Annotated in this window: 21 protein-coding genes and 1 pseudogene; 14 read left to right on the forward strand and 8 right to left on the reverse strand. The window is 66.5% G+C overall.

The genetic code is table 11. The annotated features are described in order from the left end of the window. Window positions 1–163 (reverse strand): annotated as a pseudogene (locus FOS14_RS17355) (IS256 family transposase); the annotation flags it as partial. 190 nt (window positions 164–353) lie between these two features. On the opposite strand from FOS14_RS17355, the gene FOS14_RS25010 reads away from it, so the two are divergent. Both FOS14_RS25010 and FOS14_RS17365 read left to right on the forward strand, forming a co-directional pair. Beyond that, a complete protein-coding gene (locus FOS14_RS25010) occupies window positions 354–1,043 on the forward strand; it encodes a DUF2510 domain-containing protein (RefSeq protein WP_221936734.1) in 690 nt (229 codons plus the stop codon). Beyond that, window positions 1,040–1,273 (forward strand): hypothetical protein, encoded by a 234-nt coding sequence (locus tag FOS14_RS17365; RefSeq protein WP_143772077.1) that lies wholly within the window; start codon window positions 1,040–1,042, stop codon window positions 1,271–1,273. Before FOS14_RS25010 ends, FOS14_RS17365 begins: the two co-directional genes overlap by 4 nt. Window positions 1,274–1,365: 92 nt before the next feature. Here FOS14_RS17365 and FOS14_RS24800 read toward each other — a convergent pair whose 3' ends face one another. Further along, window positions 1,366–1,518 carry a hypothetical protein gene (locus tag FOS14_RS24800; RefSeq protein WP_185981815.1) on the reverse strand — a complete coding sequence of 51 codons (153 nt, stop codon included), beginning with the start codon at window positions 1,516–1,518 and terminating at the stop codon, window positions 1,366–1,368. A 221-nt stretch (window positions 1,519–1,739) separates the two neighbouring features. Beyond that, on the reverse strand, window positions 1,740–2,303 hold the full coding sequence (locus tag FOS14_RS17370; protein WP_143772078.1) for a helix-turn-helix domain-containing protein: 564 nt from the start codon (window positions 2,301–2,303) through the stop codon (window positions 1,740–1,742). 129 nt (window positions 2,304–2,432) lie between these two features. Here FOS14_RS17370 and FOS14_RS17375 point away from each other — a divergent pair, with 129 nt between their 5' ends. From FOS14_RS17375 to FOS14_RS17390, 4 genes are all read left to right on the forward strand, one after another. Continuing rightward, window positions 2,433–2,912: a MaoC family dehydratase gene (locus FOS14_RS17375; RefSeq protein ID WP_143772079.1), complete on the forward strand. Its 480-nt coding sequence runs from the start codon at window positions 2,433–2,435 to the stop codon at window positions 2,910–2,912. A 61-nt stretch (window positions 2,913–2,973) separates the two neighbouring features. Next, entirely contained in the window at window positions 2,974–3,384 is a 411-nt protein-coding gene (locus FOS14_RS17380) for an HIT family protein (protein ID WP_143772080.1), read from the forward strand. A 158-nt stretch (window positions 3,385–3,542) separates the two neighbouring features. Next, window positions 3,543–3,974, forward strand: coding sequence for a DUF2752 domain-containing protein (locus tag FOS14_RS17385; RefSeq protein WP_143772081.1), 432 nt, complete (start codon window positions 3,543–3,545; stop codon window positions 3,972–3,974). 68 nt (window positions 3,975–4,042) lie between these two features. Further along, entirely contained in the window at window positions 4,043–4,240 is a 198-nt protein-coding gene (locus FOS14_RS17390; RefSeq protein ID WP_143772082.1) for a hypothetical protein, read from the forward strand. A 4-nt stretch (window positions 4,241–4,244) separates the two neighbouring features. Here the strand turns inward: FOS14_RS17390 and FOS14_RS17395 are convergent, their stop codons facing one another. The 3 genes from FOS14_RS17395 to FOS14_RS17405 form a co-directional block, all read right to left on the reverse strand. Next, a complete protein-coding gene (locus FOS14_RS17395) occupies window positions 4,245–5,564 on the reverse strand; it encodes a M1 family metallopeptidase (RefSeq protein WP_143772083.1) in 1,320 nt (439 codons plus the stop codon). 46 nt (window positions 5,565–5,610) lie between these two features. Beyond that, entirely contained in the window at window positions 5,611–6,078 is a 468-nt protein-coding gene (locus tag FOS14_RS17400; RefSeq protein ID WP_143772200.1) for a flavin reductase family protein, read from the reverse strand. Window positions 6,079–6,213: 135 nt separating this feature from the next. Next, entirely contained in the window at window positions 6,214–6,537 is a 324-nt protein-coding gene (locus FOS14_RS17405; RefSeq protein ID WP_143772084.1) for a 2-oxo-4-hydroxy-4-carboxy-5-ureidoimidazoline decarboxylase, read from the reverse strand. A gap of 121 nt (window positions 6,538–6,658) precedes the next feature. On the opposite strand from FOS14_RS17405, the gene FOS14_RS17410 reads away from it, so the two are divergent. From FOS14_RS17410 to FOS14_RS17420, 3 genes are all read left to right on the forward strand, one after another. Continuing rightward, window positions 6,659–7,480: a crotonase/enoyl-CoA hydratase family protein gene (locus tag FOS14_RS17410; protein WP_143772085.1), complete on the forward strand. Its 822-nt coding sequence runs from the start codon at window positions 6,659–6,661 to the stop codon at window positions 7,478–7,480. An 83-nt stretch (window positions 7,481–7,563) separates the two neighbouring features. Beyond that, window positions 7,564–8,052, forward strand: coding sequence for a MarR family winged helix-turn-helix transcriptional regulator (locus FOS14_RS17415; RefSeq protein WP_143772086.1), 489 nt, complete (start codon window positions 7,564–7,566; stop codon window positions 8,050–8,052). Window positions 8,053–8,108: 56 nt separating this feature from the next. Beyond that, window positions 8,109–9,725: an MDR family MFS transporter gene (locus FOS14_RS17420; RefSeq protein WP_370512252.1), complete on the forward strand. Its 1,617-nt coding sequence runs from the start codon at window positions 8,109–8,111 to the stop codon at window positions 9,723–9,725. A 109-nt stretch (window positions 9,726–9,834) separates the two neighbouring features. On the opposite strand, the gene FOS14_RS17425 is transcribed toward FOS14_RS17420, so the two are convergent. Continuing rightward, window positions 9,835–10,326, reverse strand: coding sequence for an inorganic diphosphatase (locus FOS14_RS17425; RefSeq protein WP_143772088.1), 492 nt, complete (start codon window positions 10,324–10,326; stop codon window positions 9,835–9,837). Window positions 10,327–10,539: 213 nt separating this feature from the next. On the opposite strand from FOS14_RS17425, the gene dacB reads away from it, so the two are divergent. The 4 genes from dacB to hpt are packed head-to-tail and all read left to right on the forward strand — an operon-like array spanning window position 10,540 to window position 14,520. Further along, a complete protein-coding gene (dacB, locus tag FOS14_RS17430) occupies window positions 10,540–11,892 on the forward strand; it encodes a D-alanyl-D-alanine carboxypeptidase/D-alanyl-D-alanine-endopeptidase (protein ID WP_143772201.1) in 1,353 nt (450 codons plus the stop codon). Then, the gene (locus FOS14_RS17435; RefSeq protein WP_255450427.1) at window positions 11,889–12,950 is read left to right on the forward strand and encodes a zinc-dependent metalloprotease; all 1,062 of its coding nucleotides are present in this window, start codon (window positions 11,889–11,891) and stop codon (window positions 12,948–12,950) included. The genes dacB and FOS14_RS17435 overlap by 4 nt, the downstream gene beginning before the upstream one ends. Further along, window positions 12,926–13,954, forward strand: a complete 1,029-nt coding sequence (gene tilS, locus FOS14_RS17440; RefSeq protein ID WP_143772090.1) for a tRNA lysidine(34) synthetase TilS — start codon at window positions 12,926–12,928, stop codon at window positions 13,952–13,954. Before FOS14_RS17435 ends, tilS begins: the two co-directional genes overlap by 25 nt. 14 nt (window positions 13,955–13,968) lie before the next feature. Continuing rightward, window positions 13,969–14,520, forward strand: a complete 552-nt coding sequence (hpt, locus tag FOS14_RS17445) for a hypoxanthine phosphoribosyltransferase (protein WP_143772202.1) — start codon at window positions 13,969–13,971, stop codon at window positions 14,518–14,520. 5 nt (window positions 14,521–14,525) lie between these two features. On the opposite strand, the gene FOS14_RS17450 is transcribed toward hpt, so the two are convergent. Further along, a complete protein-coding gene (locus FOS14_RS17450; protein ID WP_370512253.1) occupies window positions 14,526–16,478 on the reverse strand; it encodes a serine/threonine-protein kinase in 1,953 nt (650 codons plus the stop codon). Window positions 16,479–16,603: 125 nt separating this feature from the next. Here FOS14_RS17450 and FOS14_RS17455 point away from each other — a divergent pair, with 125 nt between their 5' ends. Beyond that, window positions 16,604–17,974 (forward strand): amidase, encoded by a 1,371-nt coding sequence (locus FOS14_RS17455; RefSeq protein WP_143772092.1) that lies wholly within the window; start codon window positions 16,604–16,606, stop codon window positions 17,972–17,974. Window positions 17,975–17,977 lie beyond the last annotated feature (3 nt).

The raw sequence follows: 17,977 nt of genomic DNA on the forward strand, positions 1-17,977 counted from the left end.
CAGCCGAGCGGGCGTTCCACTCGGCGCCGCACACAGCGTCGGCATCGGCGGAGAGCAGTGCGTTGATCATGGTCTGCAGCAGCTCGCGCATCAGATCCGGCGACGCGTCAGATAGGGCTTGGCCAAGCAGGCCTGCAGGGTCGACAATATGGGGTGCGGTCATCGCGATGACTCCTCGAGGATTCTTTAGACGGTTGACTCGAAAGATCACGCGGTGGCCGCTCTACATCCGTCAACGACACGGATGTCGGAGACGATCTCGGCCACCGAGTTACACCACTCTATGGGGCACTACTATGCCGGTTTCGGGTGCTATACGTGGTACACCATCCCCAGCACCCGAAGGAACCCACATGGGCTTATACCTGCGCGGCGGCATCGGCCCCCTGCGTGCCTCCGTCCCTCTAACCGGCCACCGACGCCGCCGCAGCAAGAGCGGGTTCACCGACGCCATGATCGGGTTGGGGTATCTGCTCGCTGCCCCGTTGTATGTGTTCACGTGGCTACTGAAGGGCATCGCCTGGACGGTCAACCGTGCCAACAGCAGCCGTGCTGCTAGTGCTGCGCCGACCCGGCCGCACGCCGCGTTCGCTCCCACCGCAGTCCTGCCCGCTAACACGCCGCCAAGGCTGTCGCGCAGTCCGGCGCAGAAAGCCCGGCTGCGGCGCGGTATCGCCTACGGGCTCGCCGGCTTCACCACCCTCTCGGTGCTCGGCAACCTGTCGGAACACCACTATGGTGCGGCGGCAGTGTGCGTGCTGCTCGTCATCTCAGCCCTAGCCTGGGCGGGTTGGGAAACCTACCGTTTGCGTGACATCGCTGCCGCGGAGATTGCGGCGCGTGCCGATGCCGAATACGCGCATAACATGGCCGTGATCAACAGTTTCCACACCCCCACCGAGCAGGTCATGGCCGAAGTCGCCGCGTCGGCGGGGACGGTCCCCGCGGGCTGGTACCCCGACCCGCATGTGCCGGGGGTGCAGCGCTGGTGGGACGGCAGGGCATGGAGCGATGCCAAGCGGTCGGTGGCGCGGCAGCCGTGAGCAGCAGCGATTCACCGCACTACGCATACCACGTCGAGTGGTCACCCGAGGATGGCGAATACGTTGCGACCAGCGTCGAGTTCGGCCCAGCGCTGTCACACCTGGATTTAGACCCAGTCGAGGCAATGCGCGGCATAGTCGACCTGGTTGCGTGGGCGGTCGGCGACCTCCGCGCCAACGGCGAGCCCATTCCGCAACCGATAGCCGACCGGGCCGGACTAGCGCCTTAGGCACGGCGAACCCCGCACGCGGACACCATTGCGTGCGGGGTTCGCTGCGACTGGACAACGACGGACCCGATCAAGGTCCGCAACTCCAGATTCTAATTGCCGTACTCGGCGCGTAAGCGCTTCTTCGCGGCCACTGCATCGGCCTTCGACTGATATCGGCCCATCGGCTCCCAGTGGGTGCCGCACCGCATCCGGACAGTCCAACTGTGCCCGTTGCCGAACACGCGGAAATCCTTGTCGGTCATTTCTTGGTGTCCCCTTTGCGGTGAATACTGGTACGCGAGTACCAAGTGCGGATACCCCGGCGACCCTGCGTACACACTAGGTACACACAACGGCATGTGTCACGGCTGACCGCGGTACCGGATCACGTTACCTGTGTGACTCGAAGAATCGCTACTACCTGCGATAACGTATGACACCGAATCAGATGTCATTACAGCGAGTTACTGATGAAACATCGGGACTAGATAACTCGTAATGAAAAGGTCGGGGGTTCGATTCCCCCAGGCGGCTCCATCTCTTGACCAGTTTCGGTCGGATCAACCGAAACCCCTGACAGATCCGCGGGTGAGCGTCGCGATGCGGCGTCGCGGCCGACGACATCTCGCGCGGCGACCGGCTGGTGACAGTGACTGCAGGCCAGGTACGGAACCATGTCGTGTCCGCATTCGGCGTGGTGCAGGATGACCGGCGGACCTTCCTCACCCATCAGATACGTGTCGCCCCACCGCAGCAACGCAAGGATGACCGGCAGCAGATCCTTGCCTGCCGTGGTCAGGTGGTACTCATAGCGGGGCGGCTTGTCGCTGTATTGGCGCTGCTCGACGATCCCATGCTCAATGAGTATCCCTAGGCGGTCGCTGAGGATATTTCTCGCGATTCGCAGTTCGCTGCGCAATTCTTCGAATCGGTGCAACCCCTTGAACGCGAACATCGATCGAACGATCATCAGGGTCCACCGATCCCCGATGATCTCGGCCGTCCGGGCGATCGAACAGTCCATTCGGGCCAGGCTCGTCTCGCGCATGTAACCACCACATCCTTCCGCGTCTACAACGCCGCATGTTCAGCTTGCCTTGGGTGGCGGTGGGAAGTAAGTTTTATTTTGAAACTGACTCTACTCTGTGGCGCGACGATGTCACAACGGAAGGCGATCATGAACGACACCGCTCTTTGGCTCGACGACGTCAACATTGGAGATCGATTCCGCACCGACACCTATGACCTCACGGCCGATGCGATCATCGACTTCGCGTCCGAGTGGGATCCCCAACCGTTCCACCTCGGCGAGGACACCGCCCAGGGCACGTTCTTCAAGGGGCTCGCGGCCAGTGGTTGGCAGACCGCGGCAATCACCATGCGGCTGCTGGTCACCACCGGATTGCCGTTAGCCACCGGCATCATCGGCGCTTCCATGGACCTCGCCTGGCCGACCCCGACCCTGCCCGGGGACCAACTGCACGTCGAACTGGAGGTGACCGACGTCCGCAGATCCAAATCCGATTCCACCCGCGGATTCATCACGGCGACCTACGACACCCTCAACCAGCACGGCGACATCCGCCAACACGCCGCCGGACGGCTCCTGGCGTTCGCCAAGCCCTGCAGCAACGGCGCGCCGATTCGGCAGCTGTAGCGCCGACGGGCAGGACTCCCCGGCGCCAATCGAGCGGCATCCAACCGACTACTCTCGGGCGATGGCCGGTTGCTTGTTTTGCGACATTGTTTCCGGCGCGGTCGACGCCGCTGTTGTCACGGAAGACGCGCACACCGTGGCTTTTCTCGACCATCGACCGGTCTTCAAGGGACACGTGCTGCTGGTTACCCGGCCGCACGTCGAGACACTGCCGGATCTCCCCGCCGAACTGCGGGATCCGTTCCTGGCCGCGGGGCAACGGTTGGCGGCAGCACTACCCCGCGCCCTGGGCGCCCAGGGCACATTCGTCGCCATGAACAACGTGGTCAGTCAGAGCGTGCCGCACCTACACATGCACGTCGTACCGCGTACCAAGGGAGATGGTCTGCGTGGGTTCTTCTGGCCGCGGACGCGCTACGCGGCGGGGGAGGCGGCCGAGTACGCCGACCGCATCCGCGCGGCGCTCGTCTAATCCGCACTCAGACCACGCTGCCGCGCGCGTTTTTGCTGCGCGGCCATACCACGAGCCGGGTGCGGCACCGCAAAAGCCCGCGCGACAGCAGAGACCCCAAAAGCCCGCGCGACGGCAATGGGTAGAGCCGCGAACCGGCGGCGGACTACTTTGGGCGTGTGACTGCTGCGGACTCGACCACTGCCGCACCAAAGCTGAGGGCCCTCGCGGCTCCGGTGGCGGTAGCCGGTGCGGCCGCGGCATCGGTAGCGCTGCTGCACTGGCGCGATCCACACGTCTCCGGCGCGTACGGGTTCTGTCCGTTTCACCGCCTGACCGGTCTGTGGTGTCCCGCTTGTGGGGGACTGCGCGCAGTCAACGACCTCACCGACGGGCATGTGATCGCCGCACTGTCGAGCAACATTTTCGTGCTGCCGCTGATTCTCGTCGTGGCAGCAGCGTGGGTGCGATGGACCGTTCTGCGGTGGAAAGGCGCGGCCGTACGGGTACCGGAGTTACCGAAGCCGGCACTTGGCGTGCTGGTTGCTGTGCTGCTGCTGTTCACGGTGGCGCGCAATACGCCGTGGGCGCATTGGCTGGCACCGGCATAGCCACTACGACGGCGGCCGTGTCACCGGGGCCGCGGCGGCGGCCGTGTCACTAACCGTATGCTGCACGGATGGCCGATTCGCTCAAGGCGCGCGTGCGAGAGAAACTGCTGCGGCAGCTCTCGGAAGACGGTGGGAGGCCCGTCGATCTTGAGGAGACCGACGATCCGAGGTTGCTGTCCGTTGCCGCCGATCTTGCAGCGCTCGATGAGGCCCAAGACGGTGATCCGGTGATCGAGGAATTGGCCAGCAGATACTGGGTGCCCTGACGCCCTAACGCGGTGGCAAATGCGGCAGTGCCGCCTGATACAGCCAGTTGTCCCACAGCGGCCACAGCGGAATATGCGTGTAATGCGCAGCGAGATCGGTGAATTCGTCGGCGCTGACCGAACCGTATCGATGCCGTGCCGTCCAGTCGTGCAGCAATTCGAAGAAGCGGTTCGAGCCGAGCTCGAGCCGCAGCGAGTGCAGAGCGAGCGCGCCTCGTTTGCCGACACGGGAGTCGAACATCGAGTTGGGCCCAGGGTCGGCGGCGACTATGTCGGCCGGCTGACGGGACAGATTGTGGCGCGCGGCCCGGGCCAACTGCTCGGTTGCGGGACCACCGGCCGCTTCAGACCACAGCCACTCGGCATACGTGGAAAAGCCGTCGTGCAGCCAGATGTCCTTCCAACGCCGGACTGTCAGGCTGCCGCCGAACCATTGCTGCGCTAGCTGCCGAGCGGCAAGACGTTCGGCGTTGCCCTGGCCGTCGCAGTGATTGATGCCGTACACCGACAACCCGGCGGCGGCAATTGGCACGGCCACATCGACGTCGGCGATCACGAGCGTGTAGTCGGCAAACGGATAGGCGCCGAAGAATCGCTCGAACGCGGTCAGCATTTCGGGCACCCGCGCAAAGTCGCGCTCGACGTCGGTACGCAGCGATCTGTCGGCAATGGTGCTGACGGGGACGCTCGATCGGCCGAGCCGATGCCGCTCGTAGGTGCCGATCTGCACCGTCACCCGGGACGTCGCCAGCGGTTGCGCCTGTTCGTACGCCCAAGTGATATGCGGACCGTCCGCCTTCTTGCGAACCAACGTGCCGTTGGCGACGACGTACAGCGCAGCTGCGGTTGTGATCGAGATGGCGTAGGTGGCCTTAGTGCTGGGGTGGTCATTGCACGGGAACCACGTCGCGGCGCCGTCGGGCTCGTCGGTCACGATCACGCCGTCGGCGAACTGTTGCCAGCCGATCGGTGTGCGTGGGCCGGGATGCGGCCGTGGTTGACCCGCATACTGCACGACGATCGACAGCAGGCCGCCCGCCGGAACATGTTGTGCCGGCCGGACTGTGAGCTTGCGGTGCTGATGCGTCGGCTGAGCCGCAGTGCCGTTGACCGTCACCGCCGTCACCTGCATCGACTGAGACAAATCGAGGGTGAACGCATGCCGTGATTCGGTCGCGGTGGCAACTATGGTTGCGGTGCCGCTCAGCCGGTTGCGCGCGGGCTCGTAGTCGAGGTCGAGTTCATAGCGGGAGACCCGGTAGCCGCGATTGCCGCTCCCGGGCAGGTAGGAGTCGAGCGGTTCGTCGTCGGTTCCGCTCCACACACGTCGATCCGATCATGAACGGCGGCAGTTTGCACGTAGCGAGACGTCAATCTTCTAGCGGTGTCGGCCGGTGGTACCGCCCGTCGTGATAGAGCAGTGGCGCGATCGCCGGTTCGTCGGCGGCTTGGGTATGAACCCGAGTGACCAGCCCGATGACGAGAGTGTGGTCGCCGATCGGGATGAGCCGGTCAACAATCACGCGCAGCCACATAGGAGTGCCGTGCAGCACCGGTTCGCCGCTGTCCAGGCGTGTCCACAGCGAACGGTCACTGAAGCGCTCGTGCGCCGCGCGGGCGAAGCGTTGCGCCAGATGCTGCTGATGCTCACCCAAGAAGTGGATGACCAGCGAATCCGCTGCGTGCAACGCACGGATGCTCGACGACGTATGGGCGATATTGAACGACACCAGCGGCGGGTCCAGCGAAATCGACGCGAACGAACTCGCGGTGAATCCGACCGGTCCGGTCTCGGAGTACATCGTCACGATCGTCACGCCGGACGGGTACCGGCGCATGGCAGCGCGATATTGATCCGCGGTGATGCCAGCGACGTCGGGCAGACGTGGATCGGACAAAATTCGGCACTCCCGTACTGCCCGCGCGGGCTCGTTGGGTACGGCCCGAGTCTACGTACGTCGCGTGGTGCACGATCAGCCGAAGTCGGGGTAGCCCTCCTCCGGTCCGAGCATGGCCGCGAGCCGGTCCCGGTTGATGCTCGACAGCTCCTGCAGCGTGTGCGCGGATATTCGTTCATGTACGCAGCCGTCGAAGGCCCGGTCGACATCGCTGGGCGAAACTTCTCCCAACTCCTCCTCGGCGGTGTTCAGCAGGTCTGCATACGACGCGAAAGGTCTTGCGTCGGCGACTTTCTGGGCCCACGTCACGCAGCAGCAGCATTCATACAAGGCGTGTACCGCCCGACTGCGCGGCAGGGCATTGAACGTGTCGAGCCCGATTCCCTTGTGCAACAGCATCGCAACCTCCGCAAGTAGGGCGGGAGTGGGAGGGCGAATCAATACTGCGACCGGCACTGCACCCATTCAATGGGTTGGCGCGGAAGTTTTCAGACACGTAACACCGCTACGCTTGCACCCCATGACGGATTGGAACGCGTTCACGGTCGAGACCACCGGACAGGTCGCCCAGGTCACGCTTATTGGTCCAGGCAAGGGCAACGCCATGGGCCCGGATTTCTGGCGCGAGCTGCCCGAGGTATTCACTGCACTCGACGCGGATCCCGAGGTGCGGGCGGTCGTGTTGGCGGGAAGTGGCAAGCACTTCTCGTTCGGGCTCGACCTCGCCGCGATGGGCGGCGAGTTTGCGCCGTTGCTGGCCGACCGGGCCTTCGCGGCGCCGCGCACGGCGTTCCTGGAAACGATCAAGCGGATGCAGGGTTCTATCAACGCTGTCGCGGACTGTCGGAAGCCGGTGGTCGCGGCGGTGCAGGGCTGGTGCATTGGCGGCGGAGTCGACCTGATCTCCGCGGCCGACATTCGCTACGCATCGGCCGACGCGAAGTTCAGCGTGCGCGAAGCCAAGGTGGCCATCGTGGCGGACATGGGCTCGTTGCAGCGACTACCGGCCATCATCGGCGATGGCCACCTGCGCGAACTGGCGTACACCGGCAAGGACATAGATGCCGCCCGAGCGGCGCAGATCGGCCTGGTGAACGACGTCCTACCGGACGCTGACGCAGCATTGGCGGCCGCCCACGCGACGGCTCGCGAGATCGCTGCGAACCCGCCGCTGGTGGTGCAGGGCGTCAAGGACGTGCTGGACCGGGAGCGTGCCGGCATGGTCTCCGATGGCCTGCGCTACGTAGCCGCATGGAATGCCGCGTTCCTGCCGTCGGAGGACCTGACCGAGGCCATTCAGGCGGTCTTCGAGAAGCGCCCGCCGGAGTTCAAGGGAAAGTAAAGCTCGAACAATCACTTGCCACGCGATAGCCGCGCCAACATAATTGCTTTGTGCAACTAGTTGACGAATGCAAGGATTCGGCGATGCACGACCCATCTGAGTACACCGACAAGATCGGCCTGCACCTAGTTCGGCTGCAGCGGATCCGGGACCGAACGCTGTCACAGCTGTCGACCATGACCAAGGGAGTGGTCGACCCGGCGGCCTACGCGTGCCTGTTCCGGCTGCTCGCGGAGGGTCCGATGCGTTCCGGTGCACTCGCCGAGGCCATGTATGCCGATCCGTCGACGATGAGCCGCCAGGTCGCCCAGCTGGTCGAGCGCGGGCTGGTGGAACGGCGAGCGGATCCCGGCGACGGTCGGGCGAGCGTGCTCGCCGTCACCGAGGTCGGGCGGGAGATGGCCGCACATTTGCGGCAGCTTCGCAACGCGCGACTGGACCGCATCCTGTCCGACTGGACCGACGACGAGCGACGTGACTTTGCCCGCCTGCTGGGCAAGTTCGTCACCGACTACGAATGCCGGCGCCCCGAAGTGATCGCGGCCGCCGACGAGGTGAAGGGCAAGAAGTGATCGCATCCCAAACAACGACGGAAGCCTCGCCAACGGGTTTCACGCATAAACAGATCTTGACGATCCTCACCGGGCTGATGCTCGGCATGCTGTTGGCCGCGCTCGACCAGACGATTGTCGCCACCGCGATCCGGACCATCGCCGACGACCTCAACGGCTATGCGCTGCAGGCCTGGGTCACCACCGCGTACCTGATCACCGCCACGCTGGCGACCCCGCTCTACGGCAAGCTCTCCGACATGTACGGCCGCAAGCCGTTCTTCATGGGTGCGATCACCATCTTCGTCGTCGGATCGCTGCTGTGCACCATCGCTCAGTCGATGTACATGCTGGCCGCATTCCGCGCATTTCAGGGGCTCGGCGCCGGCGGCCTGATGTCGTTGGCGCTGGCCATCATGGGCGACATCGTCGCGCCGCGCGAGCGCGCCAAGTATCAGGGCTACTTCCTGGCGGTGTTCGGGACATCGAGTGTGGTCGGCCCAGTGCTGGGCGGCCTGCTGGCCGGTCAGAGCAGCATCCTGGGGATCTCCGGCTGGCGCTGGGTATTCCTCGTCAACGTCCCGGTCGGCATCGCCGCTCTGGTCGTGGTGTTCCGGGTGCTGCACCTGCCGCGCGTGACCAAGCCGATGGTGCGGGTGGACTGGTGGGGTGTGCTCGCCCTGGTGGTCGGCATCGTGCCGCTGCTGATCGTCGCCGAGCAGGGCCGTGACTGGGGTTGGGGCAGCGTGGCGTCGGTCGCCTGCTACGTGGTGGGTGTGGCCGGCGTGGTCGCGTTCATCGCGGTGGAGGCGGCGCTGCGCGATGCGGCCCTGATCCCGCTGCGGATGTTCAAAAACTCGACGTTCGCGCTCGGCGTGGTGATTTCGGTGGTGGTGGGTGCGGCGATGTTCGGCGGCATCACCCTGGTGCCGCAGTATCTGCAGGTTGATCGCGGGTCGAGCCCGACGATGGCCGGTCTGCAGATGCTGCCGCTGGTGCTGGGATTGATGACCGGTTCGATCGTCTCCGGCCAGCTGATCGCCCGGACCGGCCGCTACCGCGCTTATCCGCTGATCGGTTCAGCCATGCTCACCCTCGGGCTGTTCCTGCTGCACTACGTCACGGCGGATACCCACATGTGGGTGGTGATGGTGTTCATGGCGATCACCGGGTTCGGCCTGGGCAACCTGATGCAGCCGCTGACCCTGGCCCTGCAGAACGCGCTGCCCCCGGCCGACATGGGAGTGTCCACCGCGGCGGCCACGTTCTTCCGCCAGATCGGCGGCACCATGGGTGTGGCGGTGTTCCTGTCGATCCTGTTCGCCCAGCTCGGCCCGAACATCTCCCACGAGTTGCAGGTCAGCGCGACGACGCCGGCCTTCCAGCAAGCGGTTCGGGAAGGATTGCACAGCACCAACCCGACGGATGTGGCGCTCTCGCGCGGGCTGGTCAACCACGACGTCTCGGCCGCGGGCGGCGTGCTGCAGGACAGCTCGGTGGTGCAGAAGCTGAGTCCGGAACTGGCCCGGCCGTTCAAGGTCGGCTTCGCCGACGCCATGTCGACGGTGTTCTTGTCGGTGACCGTGATGGCGTTTGTGGCGTTCGTGCTGGTGTTGTTCTGGAAGGAAGTGCCGTTGCGGCTCACCGCCGGCATTCAGGCCCGCGCCGACGCAGAACGGGCCGCGGTGGAGTAGCTATGCGGAGTTGCCGCGCGCGTTCTTGCCCACCTGCACAAGACAATTAGGGTGCGGCACCGCAAGTTCGCGCGCGGCGGTGAAGCAGGTAAGCCAGGTAAGCCAGCGGCTAGTGGCCGCCCTGCTCCTGCAGGCGCTTGAACGACCGCTCGACCTCGGCCTCGGCCTCGGCGCGGCCGACCCACTCCGAACCCTTCACGAACTTGCCCGGCTCGAGATCCTTGTACCGCTCGAAGAAGTGCTTGATCGGGTCGAGGACGAATTCGGGCACGTCCTCCAACTCCTGAATGTGATCCCACCGAGGGTCGCCGGCGGGCACGCACAGCACCTTGTCGTCGCCGCCCTTCTCGTCGGTCATCTTGTACATGGCGACGGGACGCACGTTGATGATCACGCCAGGGAAGACCGGCTCCGGCAGCAGCACGAGCACGTCGAGCGGGTCCCCGTCCTCACCGAGACTGTTGTCGATGTAGCCGTAGTCCGCCGGGTACACCATCGAGGTGTAGAGGAAGCGGTCGAGCCGGACCCGTCCGGTTTCGTGATCGACTTCGTACTTGTTCCGTTGCCCCTTGGGGATCTCGATGGTGACGTCGAACTCCACGCCGCTGGTCCTTGTCTCTCGATGAAACTCGGCAATTCGTTGAGGGAAGGTTATCGCGTCGAGGTTAGTGTGGAACCCGCAGCCGAGGATCACAGCGCAGTTTCGCCGCCGTGACCGGGCGAGTTTGTGCATTGTGTGAACGATGAGCGAGGGATTTTGGCTGGGCGGAACAAGAAGGCTCGTGGTGCTCTGGCCGCTCGTCGTCACCGCAATATGCAAGCGTTGGTCGTTGCCATAGTCCTGTTGCTCGTCGGCACGACGGGCGCGCTCGTCCTTATTCAGCATCCTTGGCGGGCCACGGCTGCGCTCGGCGCGTTGACCGTCGCCCCGCCGCCGGCGCTAGTGCTGCCGGCACCGCAAATCGCGCCGGTGCCCGCGACCGCACCGGAGCCGACCGCCGCCGCGTTGAGCGCGCAACTGGCCAAGGTCGTCGGCAATCCCGATCTGGGCACCTTCTCGGCGTCGGTGTCGGACGCGCTCTCGGCCACCACACTGTGGAGCAGTAATCCCGATCGTCCGATGACTCCGGCATCGACCACCAAGGTGCTCACCACGGCCGCCGCGATACTGGCGCTGCCGCTGGACCATCGGGTGTCCACCACGGTGGTGCGCGGGTCGACACCCGACGAGATCGTGCTGGTCGGCGGCGGCGATCCGACCCTGACCGCTCAGCCGGTCGGTCAGCCGAGCTTCTATCCGGGCTCGGCCCGGCTCGAGGACCTGGTGCAGCAGATCAAGCGCAGCGGAGTAACGCCGACGAGCATTGTCGTCGACACCAGCGCGTTCAGCGGGCCGACGATGGCCCAAGGCTGGGACAACTCCGACATCGCCGGCGGCAACATCACGCCGATCGAACCGCTCATGATCGACGGTGGCCGGTCCAACCCGCTCGTCGACGAGTCCCCGCGCAGCCCCACACCGGCCCTCGACGCGGGCCGTCAACTCGCCACCGCCCTTGGCATCGACCCGGCGAACGTCCGAATCGGATCGGCGCCGTCGGGCGCCGCGCCGCTGGCCAGTGTGCAGTCGGCGCCGCTGCGTGACCGGCTTGGACAGATGATGCGCCGGTCCGACAACGTGCTGGCCGAGGAGGTGGGCCGGGAAATCGCCAAATCGCTCGGGGACCCGCTCAGCTTCGACGGCGCGGTCAAGGCGGTCACGGACACGCTGCGCGACAACGGCTTTGACCTGTCCGGCGTGACCCTGCACGACGTGAGCGGGCTGTCGGTCGACGACCGCATTCCGCCGCGGCTGCTCGATCAGGTGCTCAACGAGGCCGCCGGAAACGCGAATCCGAAGCTGCGGCCGATGCTGGACTACCTACCGGTCGCGGGCGCCACCGGTACCCTCGCCGACCGCTACGGACCGGCCGATCGTGCCGGTGCCGGCTGGGTGCGCGCCAAGACCGGAACTCTGTCGGTGGCCAGCGCGTTGGTCGGGTATGTCGTCGACAACAGCGGGCGCGTCTTGACGTTCGCGCTCATGTCCAACGACCGGCCGCCCGACGTGAGCCGGCCAGCCCTCGACGCCATTGCGTCGACACTGCGAACTTGTGGGTGCACGTGAGCGAAACCCAGAGCGAAAAGCGCAATCTCCTAGCTGCCGCCGTCGACTGGGAGGTGGCCGCCAAGACCGCGGTACGGCTTTCCCCGCGCGGTCCCGCGGCGTCGCGCTACACCGCGCAGCAGGCCGTGAGCGAACTGTCCGAGGCGTCAGTGCGTGCCGAGGGTCCCGTGCGTGACGTCACCGGTCTCGCCGACGGGTTGCCGGTTCCGGCGGCGCAGGTGGTGGACCGCAAGACGTGGGCACGGGCGGCGGCGCAATCGATGGCGCAGCTCACCGGCAGTGCCGAGGAGACCGAACGCAGCCTGCTGGCCGGCAAGCCCGCCGGATTGCAGGCCGGTGCCATGCTCGCCTACCTCTCGTCGGCAATTCTCGGGCAGTACGACCCGTTCACCGGCGACAACGGCACGCTGCTGCTGGTGGCGCCCAACATCGTCATGGTCGAGCGGGCGCTGCGGGTGCCGCCCAGCGACTTCCGGCTGTGGGTCTGCCTGCACGAGGTGACGCACCGCGTCCAGTTCTCTTCTGCCCCATGGATTTCCGACTTCATGCGTGATGCCGTCGACGTGCTCGGTGCGGTCGGCGAAGAGTCCATGAACGAGATGCTCAGCCGACTGGTCGATGCACTCAAACAACGGCGGCGGTCGGACAGCCAACCGATGGAGCAGCGCGGTGTGATCGGGCTCCTGCGTGCGACCCAAGCGCCGCCGCAACGCGAGGCACTGGACCGGTTGTTGGTGCTCGGCACCTTGCTGGAGGGCCATGCCGATCACGTGATGGATGCGGTCGGCCCGGCGGTGGTCCCGAGCGTCGCCCAAATTCGGGCGGCCTTCGACGATCGGCGCCGCCGCTCCGTCAACCCGCTGCAACGACTGGTGCGTGCACTGCTGGGTATGGACGCCAAGATGGCGCAATACGTGCGCGGCAAGCGGTTCGTCGATGCCGTCGTCGGCGAGGTCGGCATGGAGCGCTTCAACGCGATCTGGACCGGCCCGGAGACCTTGCCGCTGCTCGCGGAGATCGAAGAACCGAATCGATGGATCGCCCGAGTGCTCGGCTGATCCGCCTACCGGAGACCGGCGCCATCCTGCAACTGCGCCACGCGGTGCGCGCTTGGCTCCGTCAGATTGTTCCCAACGCCCCGGTCTGCGTTGCGGTTTCGGGTGGAGCGGACTCGCTGGCACTGGTTGCGGCGGCAGTGGCGGAAGCGCCGGCCGCGCACGCCCTGATCGTCGACCACGGTTTGCAGCAAGGGTCTGGGGAGGTTGCGCGGGATGCCGCGGCGACGGCCGAGCGGCTCGGCTGCGCGTCGGCGCGGGTCTTGCCGGTGACCGTGACCGGTGCCGGCGGGTTGGAGGCCGCGGCCCGGCGCGCCCGCTACGGCGCGCTCGAGATAGCCCGCGACGGTCTGCCGGTGCTGCTCGGGCACACCCTCGACGACCAGGCCGAAACCGTGTTGCTCGGGCTCGCGCGCGGGTCCGGGCCGCGCTCGATGTGGGGCATGCAACCGTGGGACCCGCCGTGGGGCAGGCCGCTGCTCGGGGTAGGTCGCGCCGTCACCCGGCAGGCCTGCGCCGATCTGGGCGTTGTGGCGCACGAAGACCCGCACAACGAATGCCCGGACTTTGTGCGCGTGCGCCTACGGCACGAGGTCTTGCCGCTGCTAGAGGACGTGCTCGGCGGTGGCGTGGCCGCGGCGCTGGCCCGCACCGGCGAGCAGTTACGGGCCGACGGCGCGGTTCTGGACGGGTTGGCGCAGCGACTGATCGACGGTCTCGATGATGCCGCGCAGCTGCCGGTGAGTGTTCTGCGCGCGCAACCGGCCGCCATCCGCCGCCGCGCAATTCGGCTCTGGCTGCTCGGGAATGGCGCAAAGGCGTTGACCAGCAAGCATTTACACGCGGTCGACGAGCTCGTGGTGGGCTGGCGAGGGCAGGGCGGCGTCGCGGTCGGGGGCGGTGTGGGTGATGCCAGGTTGGTCGTCACGCGCGAGCATGGCAGGCTGTCGCTGGGTCTTGATGAGTCTGCGCGGCCGTCGGTCCCTGGAGCGGGTCGGTCGACGTGAAGGAGAAGGCAGGCGTGTACGACGGTGACATTGCGTCGGTACTGCTCACCGAGGACCAGATCCAGAGCCGCATCTCCGAACTCGCCGCCGAAATCGCAACTCGCTACCGCCCGGACGCGCCCGAGGGCGACCTGCTGCTCGTCGGCGTTCTCAAGGGCGCGATCTTCTTCATGACCGACCTTGCCCGCGCGCTTCCGCTGCCGACCCAGATGGAATTCATGGCGGTCAGTTCCTATGGTTCTGCGACCTCGTCGTCGGGCGTGGTGCGGATCCTCAAGGACCTGGACAAGGACATCACCGGCCGCAACGTGCTCATCGTCGAAGACATCATCGACTCCGGTCTGACGCTGTCCTGGTTGATGCGCAACCTGTCGAGCCGCAATCCGGCCTCGCTCGAAGTGGTGACGCTGCTGCGCAAGCCGGACGCGGTGAAGGTCGACCTCGAGGTCGCCAACGTCGGCTTCGACATTCCCAAGGAATTCGTCGTCGGGTACGGCCTCGATTACGGCGAGCGCTACCGCGACCTGCCCTACATCGGCACGCTGGAGCCGAAGGTCTACGAGTAGGCGGGCTAGGCCGAGACCACCCGGTCCAGCGCCTGCAGGTCCGCCTCGAAGGCGCGGAAAACTCGGTAGGCCACCACGAATGCGATGGTGCCGCCGAGGCAGACGATCCGCACGGCCACGATGACCAGCGGAATTTCGTCCGTCGGCACGAAGGTCAGCCCGGCCACGCCGAGCAACGGCACGGACGCTGCGATCGCCAGGTACAGGCTGCCGCGCCGGTCCAGACCGCGCAGTAGTCGCGCGTCGGTTGCGCTGGTTTCGCCGTGCGGTAGGAACGTCGGGTACAGGCAGCGGATGGCGAAGAACATGATCAGGATGAACGGGTAGGCCACCGCGATGGCGCCGCAAACCACCTGCGCAGCGACGAAATGGACCCAGGCGTTGGGCGGAATTCGGCCCGCGGCAACCTGCAGGCCGATCGGCCAGAATATGCCGAAGATCATCCACAGGCCGAAGCACACGGCCACGATCCGGTCGCCCATCAGCAGCGTGTCGCGGCGGGCGGCCGCGAGTGTTTCCGCGTCGTAGGTGCGGCCCAATCGCAGCCCGCGCGGCACGATGAGCAGCCGCCGGCACAGGTAGAGGATCAGCAGTCCACCGAGCGCGAACGCGACGATGTTGTTGAACGCAGCGATCAGGTCGAAGGTCCGCTGGGCATCGAGCTTGAGCTTGGTCACCACCAGCATCTGGTTCTGCTGGATGTTGTACAGGGCGGCCAGCGCGTTGGGAACGGCGATGGCCAGCGTGACAATCGGGACCGTCCAGCGCCGCAGCCGGAGTCGCCAACTGTGTGCCGGCGGGTCGACCAGGTCACAAGCGCGGGCGTCGAGGCACACCTCGAATTGCTGGGCCAATGCGGCACCGGTGGGCCAGCGCTCGGCCGGGTTCGCCGCCAGACACGTCAGCAACACGCGGCGCAGGGCCGCCGAACAATTTGGGGGCAGGCGTTCGATCGACTGCTCGGTGATGCCGCCGTGGCGGCGGCTCAGCATGGCGTCGAGGGTGGTGGTGTCCCCGCCGACGATGTCGCCGTCGTCGAAAGGCTTTCTCCCCGTGAGTAATTCCCACAGCAACACGCCGAGCGAGTAGATGTCGCTGCGGGTGTCCAGGTCGGCCGCCGTACCCGACCGGCCGGGGTGGCACGCCTCGAGTTGCTCCGGGCTCATGTACGACAGCGAACCGCCGAAGTAGGCGACCGGGCTCGACCGCCGACCGTCCGCGCCGGTCACCGAACCGCTGAAGCTGATATTGAAGTCCGCGAGTTTCGGCACGCCTTCCGAGGTGAGCAGCACATTGGCGGGTTTCACGTCGCGGTGCAACACGCCGCGCTCACCGGCGTAATCGAGCGCCTCGGCGAGTCGTCGGCCGAGCCAGGCCACGGTGTCCGGCCAGTTGAGCCCGGCGATCTCGGTGCGCACGCTGGAGTCGCTCGGCCGGATCTCACCGCGGCTGGCCATCGCCGCGTCGACCGAGGCCAGCAGCAGAGCTCCGCTGCGCTGCTCGATCGGTGTGGCACGCACCCGTTGCAAGACGTTGAGCAGGGTTCCCCCGGGCAGGTACTGCATGTAGAGCAGGCGCAGCCGGCGGTCATCGAGGATGCGCTGGTCGAAGACCCGCACGATGTAGTCGTGGTCGAGTTGCGCGAGCGTCTGTGGCTCGGTGCCGTGGTTCTCCGACACCTTGACCGCCACCAGGCGCTGCATGGTGCGCTGCCGGGCGAGAAACACGCGCGCGAACGCGCCCGCCCCCAGGGGAGTGAGCAGATCGAAGTCGTCGAGGCACTGGCCAACGTCGATGCTCTCGAGCGGGTCGGTGTTGGGGGTGATCGCTGCGATGGTGCGCGGGCCGACGGTCGGGGCCAGGGTGGCGTCGAATTCGGCTCCCACCGTCGCGGTGGGCGCCACCGTCGCTTCGCCGGGGCGCGCGGTGGCGTCGTCGGCGTTGCTGCTCATGGTCATCTCTGTCCCCGTGGGCGCGACCGGGGAGTCAATCGCATGAAAAATACTAGCCCCGTAACTTCGATAAGCGCCCATTTCGGGCGCGGATACTCCGCCTCGACACGGCGCTAGCGGATACTCGTAGCATGCTGCGCTCGGGTGAGTTCCGCGCCGACGACTTCACCGCTACTTCCATTGCCACCAGGGTGCGCGCCGGCGAGTTGGATCCGGTGCGGTCGGTGCAGGAGGCGTTGGACCGAATCGCCAAGCGCGACAGTGGGATCGACGCATTCATCGCGGTGCGTGGGGAAGCGGCGCTGGCCGAGGCGAAGGAGCTGTCGCTGCGCCGCGATCTGCCGTCGCTGCCGATGGCGGGTGTGCCGGTCGCGGTCAAGGACAACATCGCGGTCAAGGGTCTGCCGTTGCGGATGGGTTCGCGGGCAACCGCCGCCGAACCGTCCGCCGTCGATCACCCGGTGGTCGCCCGGTTGCGGGAGGCCGGCGCGGTCATCGTCGGGCTCACCGCGATGCCCGAACTCGGGATCTGGGGAACAACGGACAGTCCGGGCCGTGTGACCCGCAATCCGTGGGATTCGACGCGAACGGCCGGCGGGTCGTCCGGCGGCGCGGCCGCCGCGGTCAGCGCGGGCATGGTGCCCATCGCACACGGCAACGACGGCCTCGGCTCCATCCGGATTCCGTCGGCCTGCTGCGGATTGTTCGGGATCAAGCCCGGCAGCGGGCTGGTGCCGTCGGAGGTCGGTCGAACGTCATGGTTCGGGATGACCGAGAACGGCCCGCTGGCCACCACCGTCGGCGACGCCGCGCTGATGCTGTCGGTTCTCGCGCAACGGCCGGAGTTGGCGGCGCTGGCTAACCCTAAGGGTCTGCGCATCGGGCTCGCGGCCGGGTCACCCACGCCGCTGGTGCGGGTGGATCGGCACTGGACGGCGGCCGCCCGCACCGCCGGGTCGGTTCTCGTTTCGGCCGGTCACTTGGTCGAGACCACCACATTGCCGTACCAGCCCAGCGACGTGGCGGAATTCGTCCGCTGGACCGGGGGTGCGGCCAACGATGCCGAGGCGCTCGACCGGTCGCTGTTGCAGAAGCGGAATCGGCGGCACGTGGCCGTGGGACGGGTGGTCAATGAGCTGCAGTTGGTGCGGCCGCGTTCCATCGACCGCGCCCACCACCGGTTGCAGCAGTTCTTCGCGACCCACGATGTGGTTATTACGCCGACGCTCGCGCAAAATCCGCCGAAGTCCCGCGAATGGAGCGAAAAGGGTTGGCTGGCAAACATACTCGCCAACGTCAGGTACGCGCCGTTCGCGGCGCTGTGGAACCTGCTCGGCTGGCCGGCCGCGAGCGTGCCGGTGGGTTTGCATCCGGTGACGGGCACGCCGATGGCTGCGCAACTGGCCGGGCCGCCCGGCAGCGAGGCGGTTCTGCTCGCTTTGGCCGCTCAAATCGAAGCCCATCGCCCCTGGCAGCGGGTTGCACCGGAGTTTGTCGACTGAGCG

The organism is Skermania sp. ID1734, assembly GCF_007489285.1.
Classification (GTDB): Bacteria; Actinomycetota; Actinomycetes; order Mycobacteriales; family Mycobacteriaceae; genus ID1734.